This is a genomic window from Salinispora fenicalii (assembly GCF_000514815.1).
GTDB classification, from domain to species: Bacteria; Actinomycetota; Actinomycetes; order Mycobacteriales; family Micromonosporaceae; genus Micromonospora; species Micromonospora fenicalii.
This window is the reverse complement of record NZ_AZWQ01000027.1, coordinates 1-16,295: the sequence shown is the minus strand read 5'-3', so window position 1 is coordinate 16,295 and position 16,295 is coordinate 1. Positions and strand designations below refer to the sequence as shown.

The window sequence follows — 16,295 nt, the reverse complement described above, 5'->3', positions numbered from 1 at the left end:
GCGGCTACCTCATCCCTGTACGTGGAGTCCGTGTCCGAGAACGGTCACTTCTTGTCCTTGTCCTCGTCCACGATCTCCGCGTCGACCACGTCGTCCGGGCCACCGGCCTGAGCGCCCGCCTGGTCGCCGGCCGCACCGGCCTGCTCACCCTGCTGCTGGTAGAGCTGGGAACCGGCCTGCTGGGAGACCTGAGCCAGCTGCGCGTGCGCGGACTTGATCTTCTCGGTGTCCTGACCGCCGAGGGCGCTACGCAGCTCGCCAAGCGCCTCGTTGATCTGGTCCCGGGATTCGGTGGGCAGCTTGTCGCCGCTCTCGGCGAGGAACTTCTCGGTCTGCCACTGCAGCGCCTCGGCGACGTTGCGGGTCTCCGCCTCCTCGCGCCGCTGCTTGTCTTCCTCGGCGTGCTCCTCGGCGTCCCGACGCATCCGCTCGATGTCCTCCTTCGGCAGCGAGGAGCCAGCGGTGACCGTCATCTTCTGTTCCTTGCCGGTGCCGGTGTCCTTGGCGTGGACGTTCACGATGCCGTTGGCGTCGATGTCGAAGGTGACCTCGATCTGTGGCATACCGCGCGGCGCCGGCGGCAGGCCGGTCAGCTCGAAGGTGCCGAGCTTCTTGTTGTAGGCGGCGATCTCCCGCTCACCCTGGAAGACCTGGATCAGCACGGACGGCTGGTTGTCGTCGGCCGTGGTGAAGACCTCGGAGCGCTTGGTCGGGATGGTGGTGTTGCGCTCGATCAGCTTGGTGAAGATGCCCCCCTTGGTCTCGATGCCGAGACTCAGCGGGGTCACGTCGAGCAGCAGGACATCCTTGACCTCGCCCTTGAGCACACCGGCCTGCAGGGCGGCACCGACGGCGACGACCTCGTCCGGGTTCACGCCCTTGTTCGGGTCCCGGCCGGTGAGCTGCTTGACCAGCTCGGTCACGGCCGGCATCCGGGTCGAGCCGCCGACCAGGATGACGTGTTCGACGTCGGCGACCTTGATCCCGGCGTCCTTGACGGCCTGCTCGAACGGGACCTTGCAGCGGTCCAGCAGGTCCTGCGTCATCCGCTGGAACTCGGCGCGGGTGATCGTCACGTCGAGGTGCAGCGGGCCGGCGGAACCAGCGGTGATGTACGGCAGGTTGATGTTGCTGGTGGCGGCGGCGGACAGCTCGATCTTGGCCTTCTCCGCCGCCTCCTTGAGGCGCTGCATCGCCATCTTGTCCTGGGCCAGGTCGATGCCGTGCTCACCGTTGAAGGTCTTGACCAGGTGGTCGATGATCCGCTGGTCCCAGTCGTCCCCGCCAAGGAGGTTGTCGCCGCTGGTCGACTTGACCTCGATGACGCCCTCGGCCAGCTCCAGCAGCGACACGTCGAAGGTGCCACCGCCGAGGTCGAAGACCAGAACGGTCTGCTCCTTGGAGCCCTTGTCCAGCCCGTACGCCAGGGCGGCCGCGGTCGGCTCGTTGACGATCCGCAGCACGTTGAAGCCGGCGATCTCCCCGGCTTCCTTGGTGGCCTGCCGCTGGCCGTCGTTGAAGTACGCCGGAACGGTGATCACCGCGTCGGTGATCTGCTCGCCCAGGTACGCCTCAGCGTCCCGCTTGAGCTTCATCAGCGTACGGGCCGAGATCTCCTGCGGCGTGTACTTCTTGTCGTCGATGTCGACGAACCAGTCGGTGCCGATCTCCCGCTTGACCGACCGAATCGTCCGGTCCGGGTTGGTCACCGCCTGCCGCTTGGCGACCTCACCGACGAGCACCTCGCCGTTTCGGGCGAAGGCGACGATCGACGGGGTCGTCCGCGAGCCCTCGGCGTTGGCGATTACGGTGGGCTCACCGCCCTCCAGGACGCTGACGCAGGAGTTCGTCGTGCCGAGGTCGATGCCGACCGCACGTGCCATCTTCGCTTCCTCGCTTCGTTCGATTGAACCGGTTACGGGCGCCGCCGCAGCGCACCCGCACAAGTTGAGTGGACCAGACTCAATACTGCCATGCCGCCAGCGATCGTCAAGTCGGGGTTGAGCGTACCCGGCGCAAGTCACCCTCCGCCGCCGCACGGCCGTCCGACCCGTCGCCCTTTGTCGCCGCACGGCCGTCCAACCTGCCACCCCGGCTCCACCCCCTAGCTGGTCGCGGCATGGGTGGTCGCAGGACCCATCGGAGGGTGGCGGGATGCCCGAGAACTTCCGGTGCCATCGTGAGCGGATGGCAGCGTAGGGTCGGTGAATGGGAACTGCGCAGACCCCCTACGACGCGGTGCTTCACGCGGCCCGTGACGTGGCCGAGCTCGACAACGCACTGGACGCCGAGCGGCTGGGCGCAGCGCTGCTGGGCAGCGTCTATGCGGTCGCCGAGACCCGCCGAGATGACGCGGTCCGCGCGTTCGTCAGCGACTTCCTCGCCGCCACCTCCCGCCGCCGGTCGGCGGCGGCCACCACCATCCGCTCGGTCTTCGCCGCGTTGGTGCCGGACGCCGCCGGGGCCGACCGAGTCCGGCCGGGCGCCGCCGCACCCGCCTGGTCGGGGCAGCTCGGCCGGGTCCACCTCACCGGCTGCTGGGCGTACGGGGATGTCTTCGGCGACCAGACCTCCTACCTGGCGACCTTCGCCTACGACGATCCGACGGGCGGACCAGAACACGCCCTAGTGGCCCTCGTGGACCACAACATCGGCATCACCAAGGACATTTTCGTCGGCGGCCCGCCGGCCCAGGTCCTCGACCAGATCCGCCAGATGTGCGCCGAAGACGAGCTGACCTGGTTTCGAGACGAGGCACCAGCCGCCATGCACACCGAAGTGGGCCGGCACCTGGCCATCACCGACGAGCTCAGCGAGTTGCCCGGAGAAGGGTCCCTCGCCACCGACCGTGCCCTGGTGGGGGCCCGGCTCGCCCTGCTGCCGCCCGGCCGGGCGGCAGCAGGGCAGCAGGCGGAGCCGCTCACCACGGCGGAGCGGACGGACCTGATCCGGCGGTTCCTCGCCGCACCGGAGGCCACCCAATTCGGGCTGGACTCCCTAGATGATGATCAGCTGGCCTCGCTGCACTTCTGCCTCGGGCTGCTGCTGGATCACACCGCCACCTTCACCGACCCCGACCCGCTGCGGTGGAGCCCGACGGTCGCCGGGTTGTTCCTGCTGGACTGGGTGCACCGGCGGGCCGTACTGGACATGGATGACGCGGCGCTACTACCCCGGGTGCTGCAGGGGTGGGCGGCGTATGCGGGCCGTAAGCGGGGGCTGTCGGCATCGGCGACGGCCCGAACCAACGCCGCCATTGAGGAAATGGTGCCGGAATTCGCCCGTCTTTACACCACCGGTGAGCGGCGCAGCCCGGCGACTGCGGCGGTCGCCCAGTTACTCGCAGACGGCGTCAACCCGGACGACCCGGCCGCACTCGACGCGTGGATCGAAGCGAACCGACACCACCTCACCGACGAAGGGTCCTGAACACCGACCCTCGAACGAAGGCCCGCAGCGCACCGATCCTCACACGATCGAAAGGCCCGCTACGCACCGGCCTTAACACCTCGAACACACTAGCGCCGAAGGCTTTGACGTATACCAAAGCCTTCGGTGCTAAGGAGCCGTCCGCCGCACCACTAAGGCACGCCGCCAGGATGTTGAGGATGGATGTGAAGAGATAGAACCACCAGTAGTCAGAACGACGAGCCCGCCCGCGAAATCCGACATACTGGGTAAGCACTGAACGAATAGCATCGACAAACACCATAACTTCGCCACGAGCAATGTCACAAAATGCGCCGCACAGATATCGATATCAATCGTCCATTAATGAAAAAGACCTGACATGCACCTATGAAGGTGTATATATCCGGTAGCTGGCTCCATGCTGGGACGATGTTCGACGCGCGTGGAAAGAGGGCGTAGGGGACGGAGAGAGTGCAGGGGAGGAAGGCGACACAACGGATGGCAAGGGTGATGGGGGCGGCGAGACCGCTGGCGCGGGCGACGACGGCGATGACCGGTCAGCCGACGGGGGAATGGTGACCGATGGAGGCACCATGGTCGAGCCAGCGCCGGCCGCGGCGAGCAGCGGCATAGAAGCGGTCCCGGCGAGCAGCGCCACCGTAAACAGGTAGCCGCGGAAGGAACGTGCGCCGCTGGGGGCACGGTGAGCGCCGACGACCCGTCGATAGCCGGGAGCCGAGTGGCGCCGGCCGGCCGGGAGAGGGCCCACCGCGTCACCCGACTCGGACACGCCACCCTCCTCGTCGTCCTCAGCCAACGGGAGTGACCCGACCGGGCAGCCGCGGCGCTGGCAGTACCCTCACTCTGACGTAGTAACACTGGGTACACCATCCAGCACAGCGTGTCGACACGCCAATGCCGTGGAAGTAGCACGAACCGGCTTGGGTTCGGCGATGCCCCGCAGCCACCGACACTCTGGAATCTAGATAACGAAGCGGGCACCCGGCAGGACGCGGACGGGCCGGACTGTGGGCGTGCTCACGTGTGATGCGAGTATGGACCACGACGGCAACGCAGCCGAAACCTCCGCGCACCCCGCAGGCGGTACGGCTGAGCGCCGGCGCTCCCGAACCGGATCCACTCCCCTGGATCCGGCTCACGCCGCGCGGCAACCCCCACCGGGGCTAGGCGTGGCCGCCAGGATCTTGTCCGGCAGCAGCCGGGCAGGCGCACGAGTTGCGCGTCGTCGGGTTACCCCCGACGCCGACGCAGACACAACAGGGAGAGACGGATGGCAAAAGGCGACCCCGGGGTCAGCACCCGCGGCCGGCGGGCCGTACCCCGATCCAGGAAGGGCGCGACCGGCGACCCCGAGCTGGTGCAGCTACTCACCCCCGAAGGTGAGCGCATCGAAAGTGTGACCGGGCCGGACGGTACCGAGTACCGGGTCGATTTCACCGACGAGGAGTACCGCAGCTTCTATCGGGACCTGGTGTTGGTGCGGAAGCTGGACGCCGAGGCGACCGCCCTGCAGCGGCAGGGCGAGCTGGGCCTCTGGGCGAGCCTGCTCGGCCAGGAGGCGGCCCAGGTCGGTTCCGGCCGGGCGCTGCGTACGCAGGACATGGCCTTCCCGACCTACCGGGAACACGGCGTGCTCTACTGCCGGGGCATCGACCCGATCATGCCGCTGGGCCTGTTCCGCGGAGTCGACCAGGGCGGCTGGGACCCGAACGAGTTCAAGTTCAACATGTACACGATCGTGATCGGGGCGCAGACCCTGCACGCGACCGGGTACGCCATGGGCATCAACATGGATGGCAAGACCGGCACCGATGAGGGCGAGGCGGTGATCGCCTACTTCGGCGACGGCGCCACCAGCCAGGGCGACGTCAACGAGTCGTTCGTCTGGGCCAGCGTCTTCAACGCGCCGATGGTCTTCTTCTGCCAGAACAACCAGTACGCGATCTCGGAGCCGCTGGAGCGCCAGACGCGCATCCCGCTCTACCGGCGGGCCGCCGGCTTCGGCTTCCCTGGCGTCCGGGTGGACGGCAACGACGTGCTGGCCAGCTACGCGGTGACCCGGCACGCGCTGGACAACGCGCGGCACGGGCAGGGCCCGAGCCTGATCGAGGCGTACACCTATCGGATGGGGGCGCACACCACCTCCGACGATCCCACCCGGTACCGGATCGCCAGCGAGGTCGAGGCCTGGCAGGCGAAGGATCCGATCGCCCGGATGAAGGCCTTCCTGGTGAAGCAGAAGATCGCCGACGACGACTTCTTCGCCGAGGTGGACGAGCAGGCCAAGCGCGAGTCGGTGCACCTGCGCGAGCGGGTGCTGGAGATGCCGAATCCGGAGCCGAGCAGCATGTTCGACCACGTCTACCCCAACGGGTCACCCCTGGTTGACCAGCAGCGGGCGCAGTTCAAGCAGTACCTGGAGTCGTTCGAGGGGAGCGCGCACTGATGGCCACGGAAACCCTCACCCTCGGCAAGGCCCTCAACGCCGGTATGCGCAAGGCCCTGGAGAACGACCCGAAGGTCGTGATCATGGGCGAGGACGTCGGCAAGCTTGGCGGCGTGTTCCGGATCACCGATGGGCTGCAGAAGGACTTCGGTGACCAGCGGGTGATCGACACCCCGCTCGCCGAGTCGGGCATCATCGGCACCGCGGTCGGCCTGGCCATCCGGGGCTACCGGCCGGTCTGCGAGATCCAGTTCGACGGTTTCGTCTACCCCGCGTACGACCAGATCGTGTCGCAGGTGGCGAAGATGCACTACCGCTCCCGCGGCAAGTTGAAGATCCCGATGGTGATCCGCATTCCGTTCGGGGGCGGTATCGGGGCGGTGGAGCACCACTCCGAGTCGCCGGAGGCGTACTTCTCCCACACCCCCGGGCTCAAGGTCGCCACCTGCGCCAACCCGCAGGACGCGTACGTGATGATCCAGCAGGCCATCGCGTCGGACGACCCGATCGTGTTCCTGGAGCCCAAGCGTCGCTACTGGGAGAAGGGCCCGGTCGAGGTTGACCAGCCGCTGCCGGAGGCCTACCCACTTCAGGCCGCCCGAGTCGCACGGCCGGGCACCGACGCCACCCTGATCGCGTACGGGCCGATGGTGCGTACCTGCCTGGACGCGGCGACCGCCGCCGCCGAGGACGGCCGTGAGCTGGAGGTCATCGACCTGCGCACGCTCGCCCCGCTGGACCTGGGCCAGGTGTACGAGTCGGTCCGCCGCACCGGTCGGGCCGTCGTGGTACACGAGGCACCGTCGAACATCGGCCTCGGAGCCGAGGTCGCGGCCCGGATCACCGAGGAGTGCTTCTACTCCCTGGAGTCTCCGGTGCTGCGGGTGACTGGCTTCGATATCCCCTACCCGGCCTCCCGGGTGGAGGAGGAGTACCTGCCCGACCTCGACCGGGTGCTCGACGCCGTCGACCGCACCTTCGGCTGGTGAGCGAAATGTCGCGAGTCAAGGAGTTCAACCTGCCCGACCTGGGCGAGGGCCTGACCGAGGGGGAGATCCTCAGCTGGCTCGTCAAGGTGGGCGACACCATCGAGCTGAACCAGCCCATCGTCGAGGTGGAGACCGCCAAGGCGGCGGTCGAGATCCCGGCGAAGTGGGCCGGCCGGGTGCAGTCGATCTTCCACGCGGAGGGCTCGACCGTCGAGGTCGGAACGCCGATCATCGCGATCGACACCGACCCGACCGCCGGTCCGCTGGAGACACCGGCGCCGACCGGCGACGTCGCGAAGGCGTCGTCGGCGGCGGGGGAGGCCGCGAAGGCCGCGGCCGATTCCGGCCAGAGCGGCGATGCCGCGTCCGGTGGGCGCACTCCGGTACTGGTGGGTTACGGCCCGCGTACCACCGCCGCGAAGCGCCGCCCCCGCAAGGGTGTCGCTCCGGCCGCGCCAGCCCAACCGGCTCCCGTACCGGCCCAGCCGGCCGCCGCTCCGGCCCGGCCGGCTCCCGCGCCGGTGCCCAGTGGGCCGAGTAACACCGGCAACGGGCACAGTGGTCCGGCCGGTGGCGCTCGGGTGCTGGCCAAGCCCCCGGTACGCAAGCTGGCGAAGGATCTCGGGGTCGACCTGTCCACCCTGACCGGGTCGGGTCCGCTCGGCTCGATCAGCCGGGAGGACGTACGGCAGGCAGCGAGCGGCACTCCGGCGACGGCGGAACCGCTGGCGGCGGCGCTGGTCGGTGGCACGGCGGCGAACGTCGGTGTGCACCGCGAGCAGCGGATCCCGGTCAAGGGGGTCCGGAAGCTGACCGCGGAGAACATGTCCCGCTCGGCGTTCACCGCGCCGCACGTGACGGAGTTCCTGACCGTCGACATGACCCGGGCGATGAAGGCTCTGGACCGGCTCCGCCAGCGGCGGGAGTGGCGGGATGTCCGGGTCTCCCCGCTGCTGCTGGTCGCCAAGGCCGTGCTGTTGGCGGTCCGGCGCCATCCGATGGTGAACTCGACCTGGGCGGGCGAGGAGATCGTCGTCAAGGACTACGTCAACCTCGGCATCGCGGCAGCGACCGAGCGCGGCCTCATCGTGCCGAACGTGAAGGATGCGGGGCGGCTCACCCTGCGGGAGTTGGCGGATTCGCTGACCGATCTCGTTCAGACCGCCAAGGCCGGGAAGACCTCCCCGGGGGACATGTCCGGGGGCACGCTGACCATCACCAACGTGGGGGTCTTCGGCGTGGACACCGGTACGCCGATTCTGCCCCCGGGTGAGTCGGCGATCCTGGCCTTCGGCGCGGTCCGCAAGATGCCGTGGGTACACAAGGGCAAGGTCCGCCCCCGCCAGGTCACCACGCTGGGTCTCTCGTTCGACCATCGGATCATCGACGGGGAGCTCGGGTCGCGGTTCCTGCGGGACATCGGTGACTTCCTCGCCGATCCGGAGGCGGCGCTGCTCGCCTGGACTTGACCGGTAGCGATCGGCTGATCCACTGACGGCCGGTGTGCCCGGGGTTGACGCCCCGGCACACCGGCCGTCGCCTTTGACGAGACACCTTCGGCTAAACGGCCTAGCTGCCTTAGATTTTTCGGCTCGTGTCCCAGCTCACCTAAGAATCGTTGGCGATCTCGGACCCACTTGCGCTTCAATTGGTGTCAGCAGGGGCTACCGACAACCGAATAGCCAGGAGTGAGACCCATGAGCATGATCGACCGATTCCGCAGCCGTCGCGACGCCAGCCGCCGCGCCCGTGCCATCGAGCGCGCGCTGCGTACCGCCAATTCGCCGGCGGTCCGCGACGAGATCCTCACCATCGCGCAGCGTCAGATGTACTGACCTGCCCACGACTTTTCTCGCCTCCTCATGGAAGGCCCGTCCGGCTCTGCCGGGCGGGCCTTCGGCGTTCTACGACGCGCACACGTCCATCGGGCCCCGTACCGGCCTGACACCGGGATTTCGCCATCACCCGCCGCCCGGTACGGTGGTGTCCGGTCGTCGCCCGCCGATGCGGCAGGGCGGTTCCGGATCGAACGCAATCGAAACCGCCCGACAACACGGAGTAGCGGTCCGACGCTCCCGAAGCCTCCCTTCAGGAGGACCGGATACGGTGCGGAGCGGCCGGGGTGCACGGTCGGCGATGCCGGTTGCCGTGCCGGGCACCGGCGTCCGCGGCCAAAGCTGATGGAGGAGGCGCACGCATGACGTCCGAAGGCACGCACCACCCCGGCCAGCAGCCGGAAGAGGCGTCGCCGGGCGCTGGCGGACCGACGCCATACGGCGACCGGCCGGCGAGGCAAGACAGCGGGTACGCCGCCGGCCAGCCGGATCTGGGCTGGGCGCCTCCGCCCCCCGCGCACCCGACCCCGGCCGGGCCCGCCTGGCCAACGGACGCACCGCCAGCCCCCGCGTGGGGCACCGCTCAACCGCCGGCACCGAACCCGGCACCCGCTCCGGCGCAGTGGGTCCCGGACGCGGGAGTGCCGCAGCCGGAGCCAGGGCGTGGCGGCCCACCCGAGGCGACCTGGGGCCCGCCCCCGGCCGCCGAACCGGGTTGGACGCAGCAGCCACCCCCGGTCGTCCGGGCCACCGCGCAGGTGCCCCCGCCCGCACCCAGCCAGCCCATGCCGGAACCCCCGGCGCCCAGCGCGCCCATGCCAGAGCCCCCAGCGCCCAGCCAGCCGATGCCGGACGCCCCGACGGGCGGCCGGCCGGCGCCGACACCCGAGTGGAACGCCGGTGCCGGCCAACCAGATCCGGCCCAGTCGGGCGGCTGGGCACCGCCGGCAGCCGCCTGGGCGCCCGGGAATCCCGCTGTCGCCACGAGCAACGAGGGCGGCTGGCAGCCCGGGGAGCCATCGAGCCATGCCGGCATGGCCGCGCCCGGCGAGCGCCCCCCGCAGCCCTGGGTCCCAGCGCCGCGCGGCGCCAGCGATGGGCTGAATATGCCCGGCGTCGAGCCGTGGGCGCCGGAGGAGGCCTGGGGTAACGCCGAACGTTCAGCGGCTGCCGGACAGGAGCCGGCGGGCCGCGGGGAGCCTCCGGTCTACCAGCCAACGCCGGGCCCCGGTATCTCTGCCGCCAATGCGGTCCCGCTGCCCCCGCAGGAACAGCGGGTGCCCGGCGCCAGCCTGGCGGCCGACTTCGCCGCACCACTACCGGCCGCCGTTTCATCACCGCCGGCCGACTTCACCGCACCACCGCCGGCCGACTTCGCCGCACCAACACCGGGCGCCGTTCCGCCGTTGGGCGCCCCGGAGGCCGCTCGCCCGGACCTCGGATACGAGGCGGACCCGCACGGGTGGCCCCCACCGGCCGGGCCTGGCGAGCCCCCCGCGCCCCCGGTGATGCCCGCACCGCGTACCTCCCCCGAGTCCGCCGAACACCCCGCACCCCCGGCAGTGTCCGGCGGCTTCTCGGCCAGCGCCGCTGTGCCGCTCGCCAGCCGGGTGATGCCCCCGGCCGACCAGGCTCAGGTGCCTCCCACACCGGCGCCACAGCCACGCGTATACGGCCGTCCTGCTCCGCCGGAGCCGGCAGAGCCCGAGGGCTACCAGGCCGACCCGCAGCGATTCGGCCCGGAGGGCCCGCCGGAGCACGGCCAGGACGTCGGGTTCGGCGCCAACCGTGGCTTCGGCCCGGACAACAGACTCAGCCCGGATAGCGGCTTCGGTCCGGATGGCGGCTTCGGTCGCGGCAGCGAGGGTCGGCCCACGGACGCGGAGCCCGCCGGCTACGCGCCCGTCGTGCCGGCTCCCGCGGCGCCCTTTCCACCGAGCATCCCCGCCTTCACCGACGCCCCGGCCAGCGACCGGCCGGTCAATGGCACGCGGCCACACCCGGGCGAGGAAGGGGCCGCCGACCGCTTCGGCGAGCCGGTGACGGGTGCTGCCAACGTCAACAGCACCACCGCCTTCCCCCCGCAGCCCGAGTCGGCATTCCCACCGCCGGCCCAGCCCGTGGCCCCGGCCTGGGACCAGGCACCACCCCCCACCCAAGCGTGGGACCAGGCCCCGCCCGCGACCCAGGCGTGGGATCAGGCCCAGCCGACGGCGCAGCCTCCAACCCAGGCCTGGGACCAGGCACGGCCCCCGGCACAGGCATGGGACCAGAACGGCCCGGCCAATCCGGACCCGGACCAGAGCCGCTTCGACGCGTTCCAACCGATCGCCGAGCCGGCGGCCGACGCACCCACTCCGAAAGTCCGTAATGGCCGGGTGCTGGCTGCGGTACTCGTCGCCGCGATAATGATCCTGGCCCTACCGCTGGGCCTGCTCATGCTGCTCGGCCTAGTCGGCGGGGACGATTCGGCCCAGAGCTTCGACCCGGCGGTCGGAAGCTGCGTCAAGCAATCGGGGGAAACGGCGGCGGCGGTGGACTGCGGTGACGCCGAGGCGCACACCGTGGTGTCGAAGGTGAGCACCAAAGAGGAGTGCACCGACCCGAACCAGCCGTACGTGACGCTCACCGGCTCCGGCGGCAACCGAGTGCTCTGCCTCGAAAAGACCAACTGACCAGCCCGACGCGATGGTGGGGCCACAGTCGACCTGTGGCCCCACCATCGGTCGTTTCGGCAGGGAAACCGGGGGAACCTCAGCTCCAACGCCAGCCAGCGGTACTGCCACTGGTTGAAGCGGCGGTACTACCCGCTGAGCCTGGGATGTCCGCGATGCGCCGACCAATCTTCGGCGAGGAGTGCCATGAGGTGAGCGTCGACCCAGTCACCCTGCCAGTGCAGTGCCTGACGCTTCGTACCTTCGTGGACGAAGCCGACCTGCTCGTAGACATGCTGGGCCCGAGGGTTGAAGGCGAAGACCTCCAGCGTCACCCGGTGCATGCCGACAGCCCCAAAGGCATAGGAGAGAACCAGGCGGGTGGCCTCGGTGCCGTAGCCACGGCCAAAGACCCGAGGGCCCACCAGTGCGATCCGGAACGAACAGGACCGATTGTCGGCATCCAACTCGTTCAGGACCACCTCACCCACGTAGCTGTTGGTGCGTTGTTCGACGATCGCCAGGTCCAACCGGTTGTCGTACCCGGCGCGAGAGGAGTACCACTGCTCGGCGCGTTCCAACTCCGCCCCGGACGACGCCTGGCTATGTGTTCCGGTCAGCCGCCGAACCTCGGGGTCGTTCAGCATCTCGACCAGGCCCGCGGCGTCCTCGGCGGCGACCGGACGTAGCAGCACCCGCTCTCCGACCAGGGTGGGCTTGACAGCGAACGAGGGGACGAGAGATGCCATGGCCAGCGACACCGTCACTTATCGGAGTCGCTGGCGCTATCCGGTGCTGCCGATGGCTGGAACGGGGGCCGGACTTCACCGTCGTTGGCCGGGTCTTCCCCCGCTGCCGGCAGATAGCAGGCGCTGCCCAGAATCAGAGCGAGACCATCTCTATTCTTGTTGGTGGTGAGGCTCATCGTGATTCCTGTTTCGGAGTCACGCATCGAAATATCACCCCGGGTACCATCATCAAAAGTGCGGTCTTGGGTGATCTCGTAACCCTGTTGCCGCCACATGTCGCGGATCCGATTCAGGGTAGGAAGCTGATCTTCTGCAGACACCCACATATGAGCGAAGCCGGCGAGAGACCAGCTGCCATTCTCGGCAGTTTCCCCGAATCGCCCCATACAGGGAGCGGCACCGAAGCGCCAGCTCTCCAAGGACACCCCGGCAGCAGTAGCAGCAGCCTGAGCGCGCGCCTCAGCCTGGGCAGCCACCTCGGCGACAGGCTTGGTCTCCAAGGGTTCGTCCTTTCCTAGGGGGGAGCTGGGGCCGCCGGTACAGGAAGCGGTAAGGAACAGCAGGGTCGAGAAGACCACGGTTCGCTGCCATGCCTTGTGGCGCCTGAAACTCATGATGCTCTTCCATGCTCAAGGACAGCTGACGAGTAGTATCCGGCGACCACCGCCGCCTGTGATTTCAAGCTCTGACTATCCTCTTCCCAATACCCACTGTGGCCGGAGGTGTCGACATCAAGGACATTGCCACCAAAGTCGGTGGTGTGCGGTGCGGGGCCATGAATTCCGTCGATATCATCGGCCACCCAGTCCCCAATGAACGGCACCTTCCGGATGTGAGTAGTGTACGTCTCCGGCCGAGCGACGAAGGTGTCATCGACTGCGGCACCTGCCCACACGTGTTGGGCATCCACGTTGAACTCCCCAGCGGTATCAACGCGCATACCGGGGCTGCCAACCGCGATCAAGTCGTCTGCGGCGAGACCGTCACCGGTGCTGGCCGCCTCTCCCAGGACAGTCGAGCCGTAGCTGTGCCCGATGACAGTGACATGGGAGGCGGTCCCATCATGGGAGGCACGCAGCCCGTTGACGAAGCCGTCGAGCGCCTTGGCGCCAGCTTCCGACTTGCTGCCAAAGGCCGCGGAGAAGATGTCGGTGTCGAGCGACGGAGTGTCGTAGCCGAGCCACGCCACGACAGCGGTGTCGAATCTACCGGGTTCGAAGGCGAAGGCAGCCTCCTGCAGGAGCTCGGCCCGGCGGATTTGTCCACCAATATCGTCGAGCTCGGTGCCGACGCCGGGGACGAGGACGGCGGTGTGGGCAGCCGCGTCCGGGTCACCAATGGAGACGGCGGCCTTCCCATCGCCGCCCGGGTCAACCGAGAGCAGGTACAGACGCTTGTGCCGCGGGTTGCTCTCCGCGCCCTCGAGCTTGTCCAACAGCATCAACGCGGTCGCGTGCTGCGGGTCGCCCTGCCTGCCGTAGTTGACGTTGTCGCCGATGAAGTTACGCAACACCAGCTGGTTGGCCCTATCCCGATCTGCGGCGGGCAGTCCGTCGAGAGCGCCGATGCGTTCCGGGTAGCCGGTTAGGTAGATCTGCCGATCGTCGTCGGAGAGCTCCCGCCACCACGCCTGCACGTCTGCCGGGTCGCTGTCCGGGGCCGGGATATCGCTCGCGGAGAGCCCAAGAGCTTCGGCGGCGGCCAGGGCACCGTCACTGGCCTTGTTGTATTCCCACGCATGCTGCCCCGGAAAGTCGTACGGAAACTGGGCCAACACACGGGCGATACGAGTATCGGCCTCGGTAGCCTCCGCGACGAGCTTCGCGATCAAATCACTGTATATCGATGCGTTCTCCGCATCTCGCTGGTAGATGGGCTCCGCATCCGGGTCATTCCTGCCCACCGCCGCAATCGGTGGTGGGAACACGCGGCCGGTGTCGCTCACGACCAGGCCCAGGAAGCGGGCTGCCTCGACGGCCGACAGTAGTCTCCGCTGCAGTTCCTCGAACTCCTCGGCTGCTTGCCGCAGCACACTGGCGGCCGTTCGGATGCGCAAGCTCGCGACCTCAAACTCGTCATCGAGCTGGTCACACCGGAAGAACGCCGCATGGGCAGCCGGCCCCTCCCAGCCCGACGAGCGCAGCGGACCGGTCAAGTCAGCACCGCACCGCTGCTCTAGCTTCGCGCAGGCCAGGGAGAGCTCCGTCCAGGCGTGCGCGGCGTAGCGAAGCGGGGTCAGGCGGGCCTGGTGCAGATCGGCGTAGGTAACCACCGAGCGCTCACCGCCCGCGGATGTCGAAGTGAGCGGCGTTGGCCTCGTCGCTGTAGCGGTAGTCCCGCGCGCAGTCGCCAAAAGCGTCACCGAGCTGGTCGAGGTAGCCGGTCATCTTGGTCAGATCGGCCAGCCAGGACTCGTGAAGCTGCTCTAGTGCTGCTCGGGTCTGCCACCCCGGCAAACCGGAGACAGCCATTCCTGTCTCGTCCCCGATATCGGCCGCTTCGCGCCGCAGGTCCTCGCGGAGGTCCACGCAGACGCGAGCTGCCCTGTCCAACAAGTCCGGTGCTACCCGAAGCTCCGTCACCAGCGCTCCCCCAAGCTTGATTTTGGAGCTCATAGTAGTGGCGCTGTCGCGAATGGGATGTCCCGTAACTGCCGCCAGCGAGGCTGACCGCCGGAGACGACTCGGAGCTCGGCCGCAACGACGAACGCGCCCGCCTCAGGTCGGGACGGGCACGTTCGTGGGAGTAGGTCAGTCGCGTCCTGGAAGCTGGGTGACGAACGCCCGCCACGACGGCGGCCCGAAGACCAGCACCGGGCCGGTCGGGTCCTTGGAATCCCGGATCCCCACCACACCGGGCAGATTGTCGGCAACCTCGACGCAGTCGCCGCCGTTGCCGCTGCTGCGGCTGCTCTTGCGCCATCGCGCCCCGGTCAAGTCCATGATTCAGCTACTTCCCTCAGAAGATCAACTGACTGCCAGTGGGACAACGCCTCGCCCCGCACGTTCTCCCACACCTCCAGTATCGCCGCCACATCGTTCGGGGTGCTAACCATCTCTCCCTCCAGCTGGCTGTCCAGGTAGACCGCCATCCGATGATCCGCACGGGTACCGATGACGAACGGCCCGTTGAGGCCCGCGTAGGCGCCGACGGTCAACGGCACGACGTGCAACCGGACGTGCGGGGCCGCGCACGCTGCCAGCAGCGCCGACACCTGCTCGCGCATCGTCTCCCGGCCGCCGACCGGGCGCCGGAGGGCGACCTCGTCAACCACGGCCGCGAACTGCGGCGGATCTTCCCTGGTGAGGATGGCCTGCCGTGAAAGCCGGGTGGCGACGAGCCGGTCGACCGCCGTGCGCCCCCGCAAACCCCCACTGGACAGCACCGCGCGTGCGTAGGCCTCGGTCTGCAGCAAGCCGGGAACAACCAGCGGCTGAAATGACCGCAGCGACGTCGCCTCGCGCTCGAATTCCTGCCACGGGCGGAACCAGACCGGATTGCGACGTCTCGAAGTGTCCGGCCATATGTCCTCCTTGTCCACACCGAGCGCATCTGCCGCCGCCGAGCGGTGCGCCGGGTGCGGAACATGATCCTTTACGAGCCACCGCGTCGTTGTCTTCCGGTCAACTCCGACCCGTTCGGCGAGCGATTGAGCGGTGTGGCCAGCCTCGTTCATGGCCAGCCGAAGTGCCTCGTTCATGGGCCCCTCCGGTAGGCATTTCGGATGTCTTCGGACCATACGTCGATGGGGTTTTACTGTCCACTACTGATAGCAAGACTGACTCCACTAACGGCGTAAGCCGGTGGAGGGCATTCCCGCCGGAGGCGCTGTCGGGCCGCCCCCATCTGTGGGGGCGGTCCTCCACCAATACCAAGGAGACCCAAATGCGAATCCGCTGGTTCACTCGACGTCGGAGAAACACCGCACCGTCCCGCCCACACGGCACGAACGCGCCGTACCGCGCCGGCGGAGCACACCGGGCGAACGGGCCGCACCGGGCGAACACTTCACAGCACCCAGCCGCTTCAAGGCGCCCGGCGGCGGCGGAGCGGGCCCGGCCAACCCACCTGCCCGTCACCCTGCCCACGTGGATGACCCAACCAACCCTCGCCGACCCCCAACCCGGACGCGTCGGCTGGCTCACCCCCACCCAACAATGGCGCGCCAACGGAGGCCACTGGTGAACCCC

Annotated in this window: 15 protein-coding genes; 7 read left to right on the top strand and 8 right to left on the bottom strand. The window is 68.7% G+C overall.

Going from position 1 to position 16,295, the window contains the following annotated elements:
- Window positions 1–44: 44 nt before the first annotated feature.
- The gene (gene dnaK, locus B116_RS0114970) at window positions 45–1,883 is read right to left on the bottom strand and encodes a molecular chaperone DnaK (RefSeq protein ID WP_018723674.1); all 1,839 of its coding nucleotides are present in this window, start codon (window positions 1,881–1,883) and stop codon (window positions 45–47) included.
- Window positions 1,884–2,208: 325 nt separating this feature from the next.
- Here dnaK and B116_RS0114965 point away from each other — a divergent pair, with 325 nt between their 5' ends.
- Complete coding sequence (locus tag B116_RS0114965; RefSeq protein WP_027660549.1) at window positions 2,209–3,429, top strand: hypothetical protein; 1,221 nt, start codon at window positions 2,209–2,211, stop codon at window positions 3,427–3,429.
- Here B116_RS0114965 and B116_RS28645 read toward each other — a convergent pair.
- The gene (locus tag B116_RS28645) at window positions 3,410–3,712 is read right to left on the bottom strand and encodes a DUF805 domain-containing protein (protein WP_082312818.1); all 303 of its coding nucleotides are present in this window, start codon (window positions 3,710–3,712) and stop codon (window positions 3,410–3,412) included. The genes B116_RS0114965 and B116_RS28645 overlap by 20 nt on opposite strands.
- Window positions 3,713–3,821: 109 nt before the next feature.
- Between B116_RS28645 and B116_RS28780 the strand changes: the two genes are divergently transcribed.
- From B116_RS28780 to B116_RS25165, 6 genes are all read left to right on the top strand, one after another.
- Window positions 3,822–4,082 carry a hypothetical protein gene (locus tag B116_RS28780; RefSeq protein ID WP_082312817.1) on the top strand — a complete coding sequence of 87 codons (261 nt, stop codon included), beginning with the start codon at window positions 3,822–3,824 and terminating at the stop codon, window positions 4,080–4,082.
- 620 nt (window positions 4,083–4,702) lie between these two features.
- A complete protein-coding gene (gene pdhA / locus B116_RS0114955) occupies window positions 4,703–5,878 on the top strand; it encodes a pyruvate dehydrogenase (acetyl-transferring) E1 component subunit alpha (RefSeq protein WP_027660548.1) in 1,176 nt (391 codons plus the stop codon).
- On the top strand, window positions 5,878–6,867 hold the full coding sequence (locus B116_RS0114950; RefSeq protein WP_018723669.1) for an alpha-ketoacid dehydrogenase subunit beta: 990 nt from the start codon (window positions 5,878–5,880) through the stop codon (window positions 6,865–6,867). Before pdhA ends, B116_RS0114950 begins: the two co-directional genes overlap by 1 nt.
- A 5-nt stretch (window positions 6,868–6,872) precedes the next feature.
- A complete protein-coding gene (locus B116_RS0114945; protein ID WP_027660547.1) occupies window positions 6,873–8,336 on the top strand; it encodes a dihydrolipoamide acetyltransferase family protein in 1,464 nt (487 codons plus the stop codon).
- Window positions 8,337–8,564: 228 nt separating this feature from the next.
- On the top strand, window positions 8,565–8,702 hold the full coding sequence (locus B116_RS27845) for a hypothetical protein (RefSeq protein WP_018723667.1): 138 nt from the start codon (window positions 8,565–8,567) through the stop codon (window positions 8,700–8,702).
- 362 nt (window positions 8,703–9,064) lie between these two features.
- Window positions 9,065–11,377, top strand: a complete 2,313-nt coding sequence (locus B116_RS25165) for an LppU/SCO3897 family protein (RefSeq protein WP_027660546.1) — start codon at window positions 9,065–9,067, stop codon at window positions 11,375–11,377.
- Between the two features lie 128 nt (window positions 11,378–11,505).
- Here the strand turns inward: B116_RS25165 and B116_RS0114930 are convergent, their stop codons facing one another.
- The 6 genes from B116_RS0114930 to B116_RS0114905 all read right to left on the bottom strand — a co-directional run bounded on the left by B116_RS0114930 (window position 11,506) and on the right by B116_RS0114905 (window position 15,805).
- Entirely contained in the window at window positions 11,506–12,105 is a 600-nt protein-coding gene (locus tag B116_RS0114930; protein ID WP_033667646.1) for a GNAT family N-acetyltransferase, read from the bottom strand.
- Window positions 12,106–12,119: 14 nt separating this feature from the next.
- The gene (locus tag B116_RS28305) at window positions 12,120–12,719 is read right to left on the bottom strand and encodes a hypothetical protein (RefSeq protein WP_223874586.1); all 600 of its coding nucleotides are present in this window, start codon (window positions 12,717–12,719) and stop codon (window positions 12,120–12,122) included.
- Window positions 12,716–14,377, bottom strand: a complete 1,662-nt coding sequence (locus tag B116_RS0114920; protein WP_027660543.1) for an alpha/beta hydrolase — start codon at window positions 14,375–14,377, stop codon at window positions 12,716–12,718. Before B116_RS0114920 ends, B116_RS28305 begins: the two co-directional genes overlap by 4 nt.
- Window positions 14,378–14,384: 7 nt before the next feature.
- The gene (locus B116_RS0114915; RefSeq protein WP_223874585.1) at window positions 14,385–14,720 is read right to left on the bottom strand and encodes a WXG100 family type VII secretion target; all 336 of its coding nucleotides are present in this window, start codon (window positions 14,718–14,720) and stop codon (window positions 14,385–14,387) included.
- 135 nt (window positions 14,721–14,855) lie between these two features.
- Entirely contained in the window at window positions 14,856–15,047 is a 192-nt protein-coding gene (locus B116_RS0114910) for a DUF397 domain-containing protein (protein ID WP_027660542.1), read from the bottom strand.
- Window positions 15,038–15,805 carry a helix-turn-helix domain-containing protein gene (locus B116_RS0114905; RefSeq protein WP_027660541.1) on the bottom strand — a complete coding sequence of 256 codons (768 nt, stop codon included), beginning with the start codon at window positions 15,803–15,805 and terminating at the stop codon, window positions 15,038–15,040. Before B116_RS0114905 ends, B116_RS0114910 begins: the two co-directional genes overlap by 10 nt.
- Window positions 15,806–16,295: the final 490 nt, after the last annotated feature.

What these genes read in the sequence shown, in the direction of transcription:
- dnaK (WP_018723674.1), bottom strand. Translation starts at nt 1,883, where the DNA reads ATGGCACGTGCGGTCGGCATCGACCTCGGCACGACGAACTCCTGCGTC.
- B116_RS0114965 (WP_027660549.1), top strand. Translation starts at nt 2,209, where the DNA reads ATGGGAACTGCGCAGACCCCCTACGACGCGGTGCTTCACGCGGCCCGT.
- B116_RS28645 (WP_082312818.1), bottom strand. Translation starts at nt 3,712, where the DNA reads ATGGTGTTTGTCGATGCTATTCGTTCAGTGCTTACCCAGTATGTCGGA.
- pdhA (WP_027660548.1), top strand. Translation starts at nt 4,703, where the DNA reads ATGGCAAAAGGCGACCCCGGGGTCAGCACCCGCGGCCGGCGGGCCGTA.
- B116_RS0114950 (WP_018723669.1), top strand. Translation starts at nt 5,878, where the DNA reads ATGGCCACGGAAACCCTCACCCTCGGCAAGGCCCTCAACGCCGGTATG.
- B116_RS0114945 (WP_027660547.1), top strand. Translation starts at nt 6,873, where the DNA reads ATGTCGCGAGTCAAGGAGTTCAACCTGCCCGACCTGGGCGAGGGCCTG.
- B116_RS27845 (WP_018723667.1), top strand. Translation starts at nt 8,565, where the DNA reads ATGAGCATGATCGACCGATTCCGCAGCCGTCGCGACGCCAGCCGCCGC.
- B116_RS25165 (WP_027660546.1), top strand. Translation starts at nt 9,065, where the DNA reads ATGACGTCCGAAGGCACGCACCACCCCGGCCAGCAGCCGGAAGAGGCG.
- B116_RS0114930 (WP_033667646.1), bottom strand. Translation starts at nt 12,105, where the DNA reads ATGGCATCTCTCGTCCCCTCGTTCGCTGTCAAGCCCACCCTGGTCGGA.
- B116_RS28305 (WP_223874586.1), bottom strand. Translation starts at nt 12,719, where the DNA reads ATGAGTTTCAGGCGCCACAAGGCATGGCAGCGAACCGTGGTCTTCTCG.
- B116_RS0114915 (WP_223874585.1), bottom strand. Translation starts at nt 14,720, where the DNA reads ATGAGCTCCAAAATCAAGCTTGGGGGAGCGCTGGTGACGGAGCTTCGG.
- B116_RS0114910 (WP_027660542.1), bottom strand. Translation starts at nt 15,047, where the DNA reads ATGGACTTGACCGGGGCGCGATGGCGCAAGAGCAGCCGCAGCAGCGGC.
- B116_RS0114905 (WP_027660541.1), bottom strand. Translation starts at nt 15,805, where the DNA reads ATGAACGAGGCACTTCGGCTGGCCATGAACGAGGCTGGCCACACCGCT.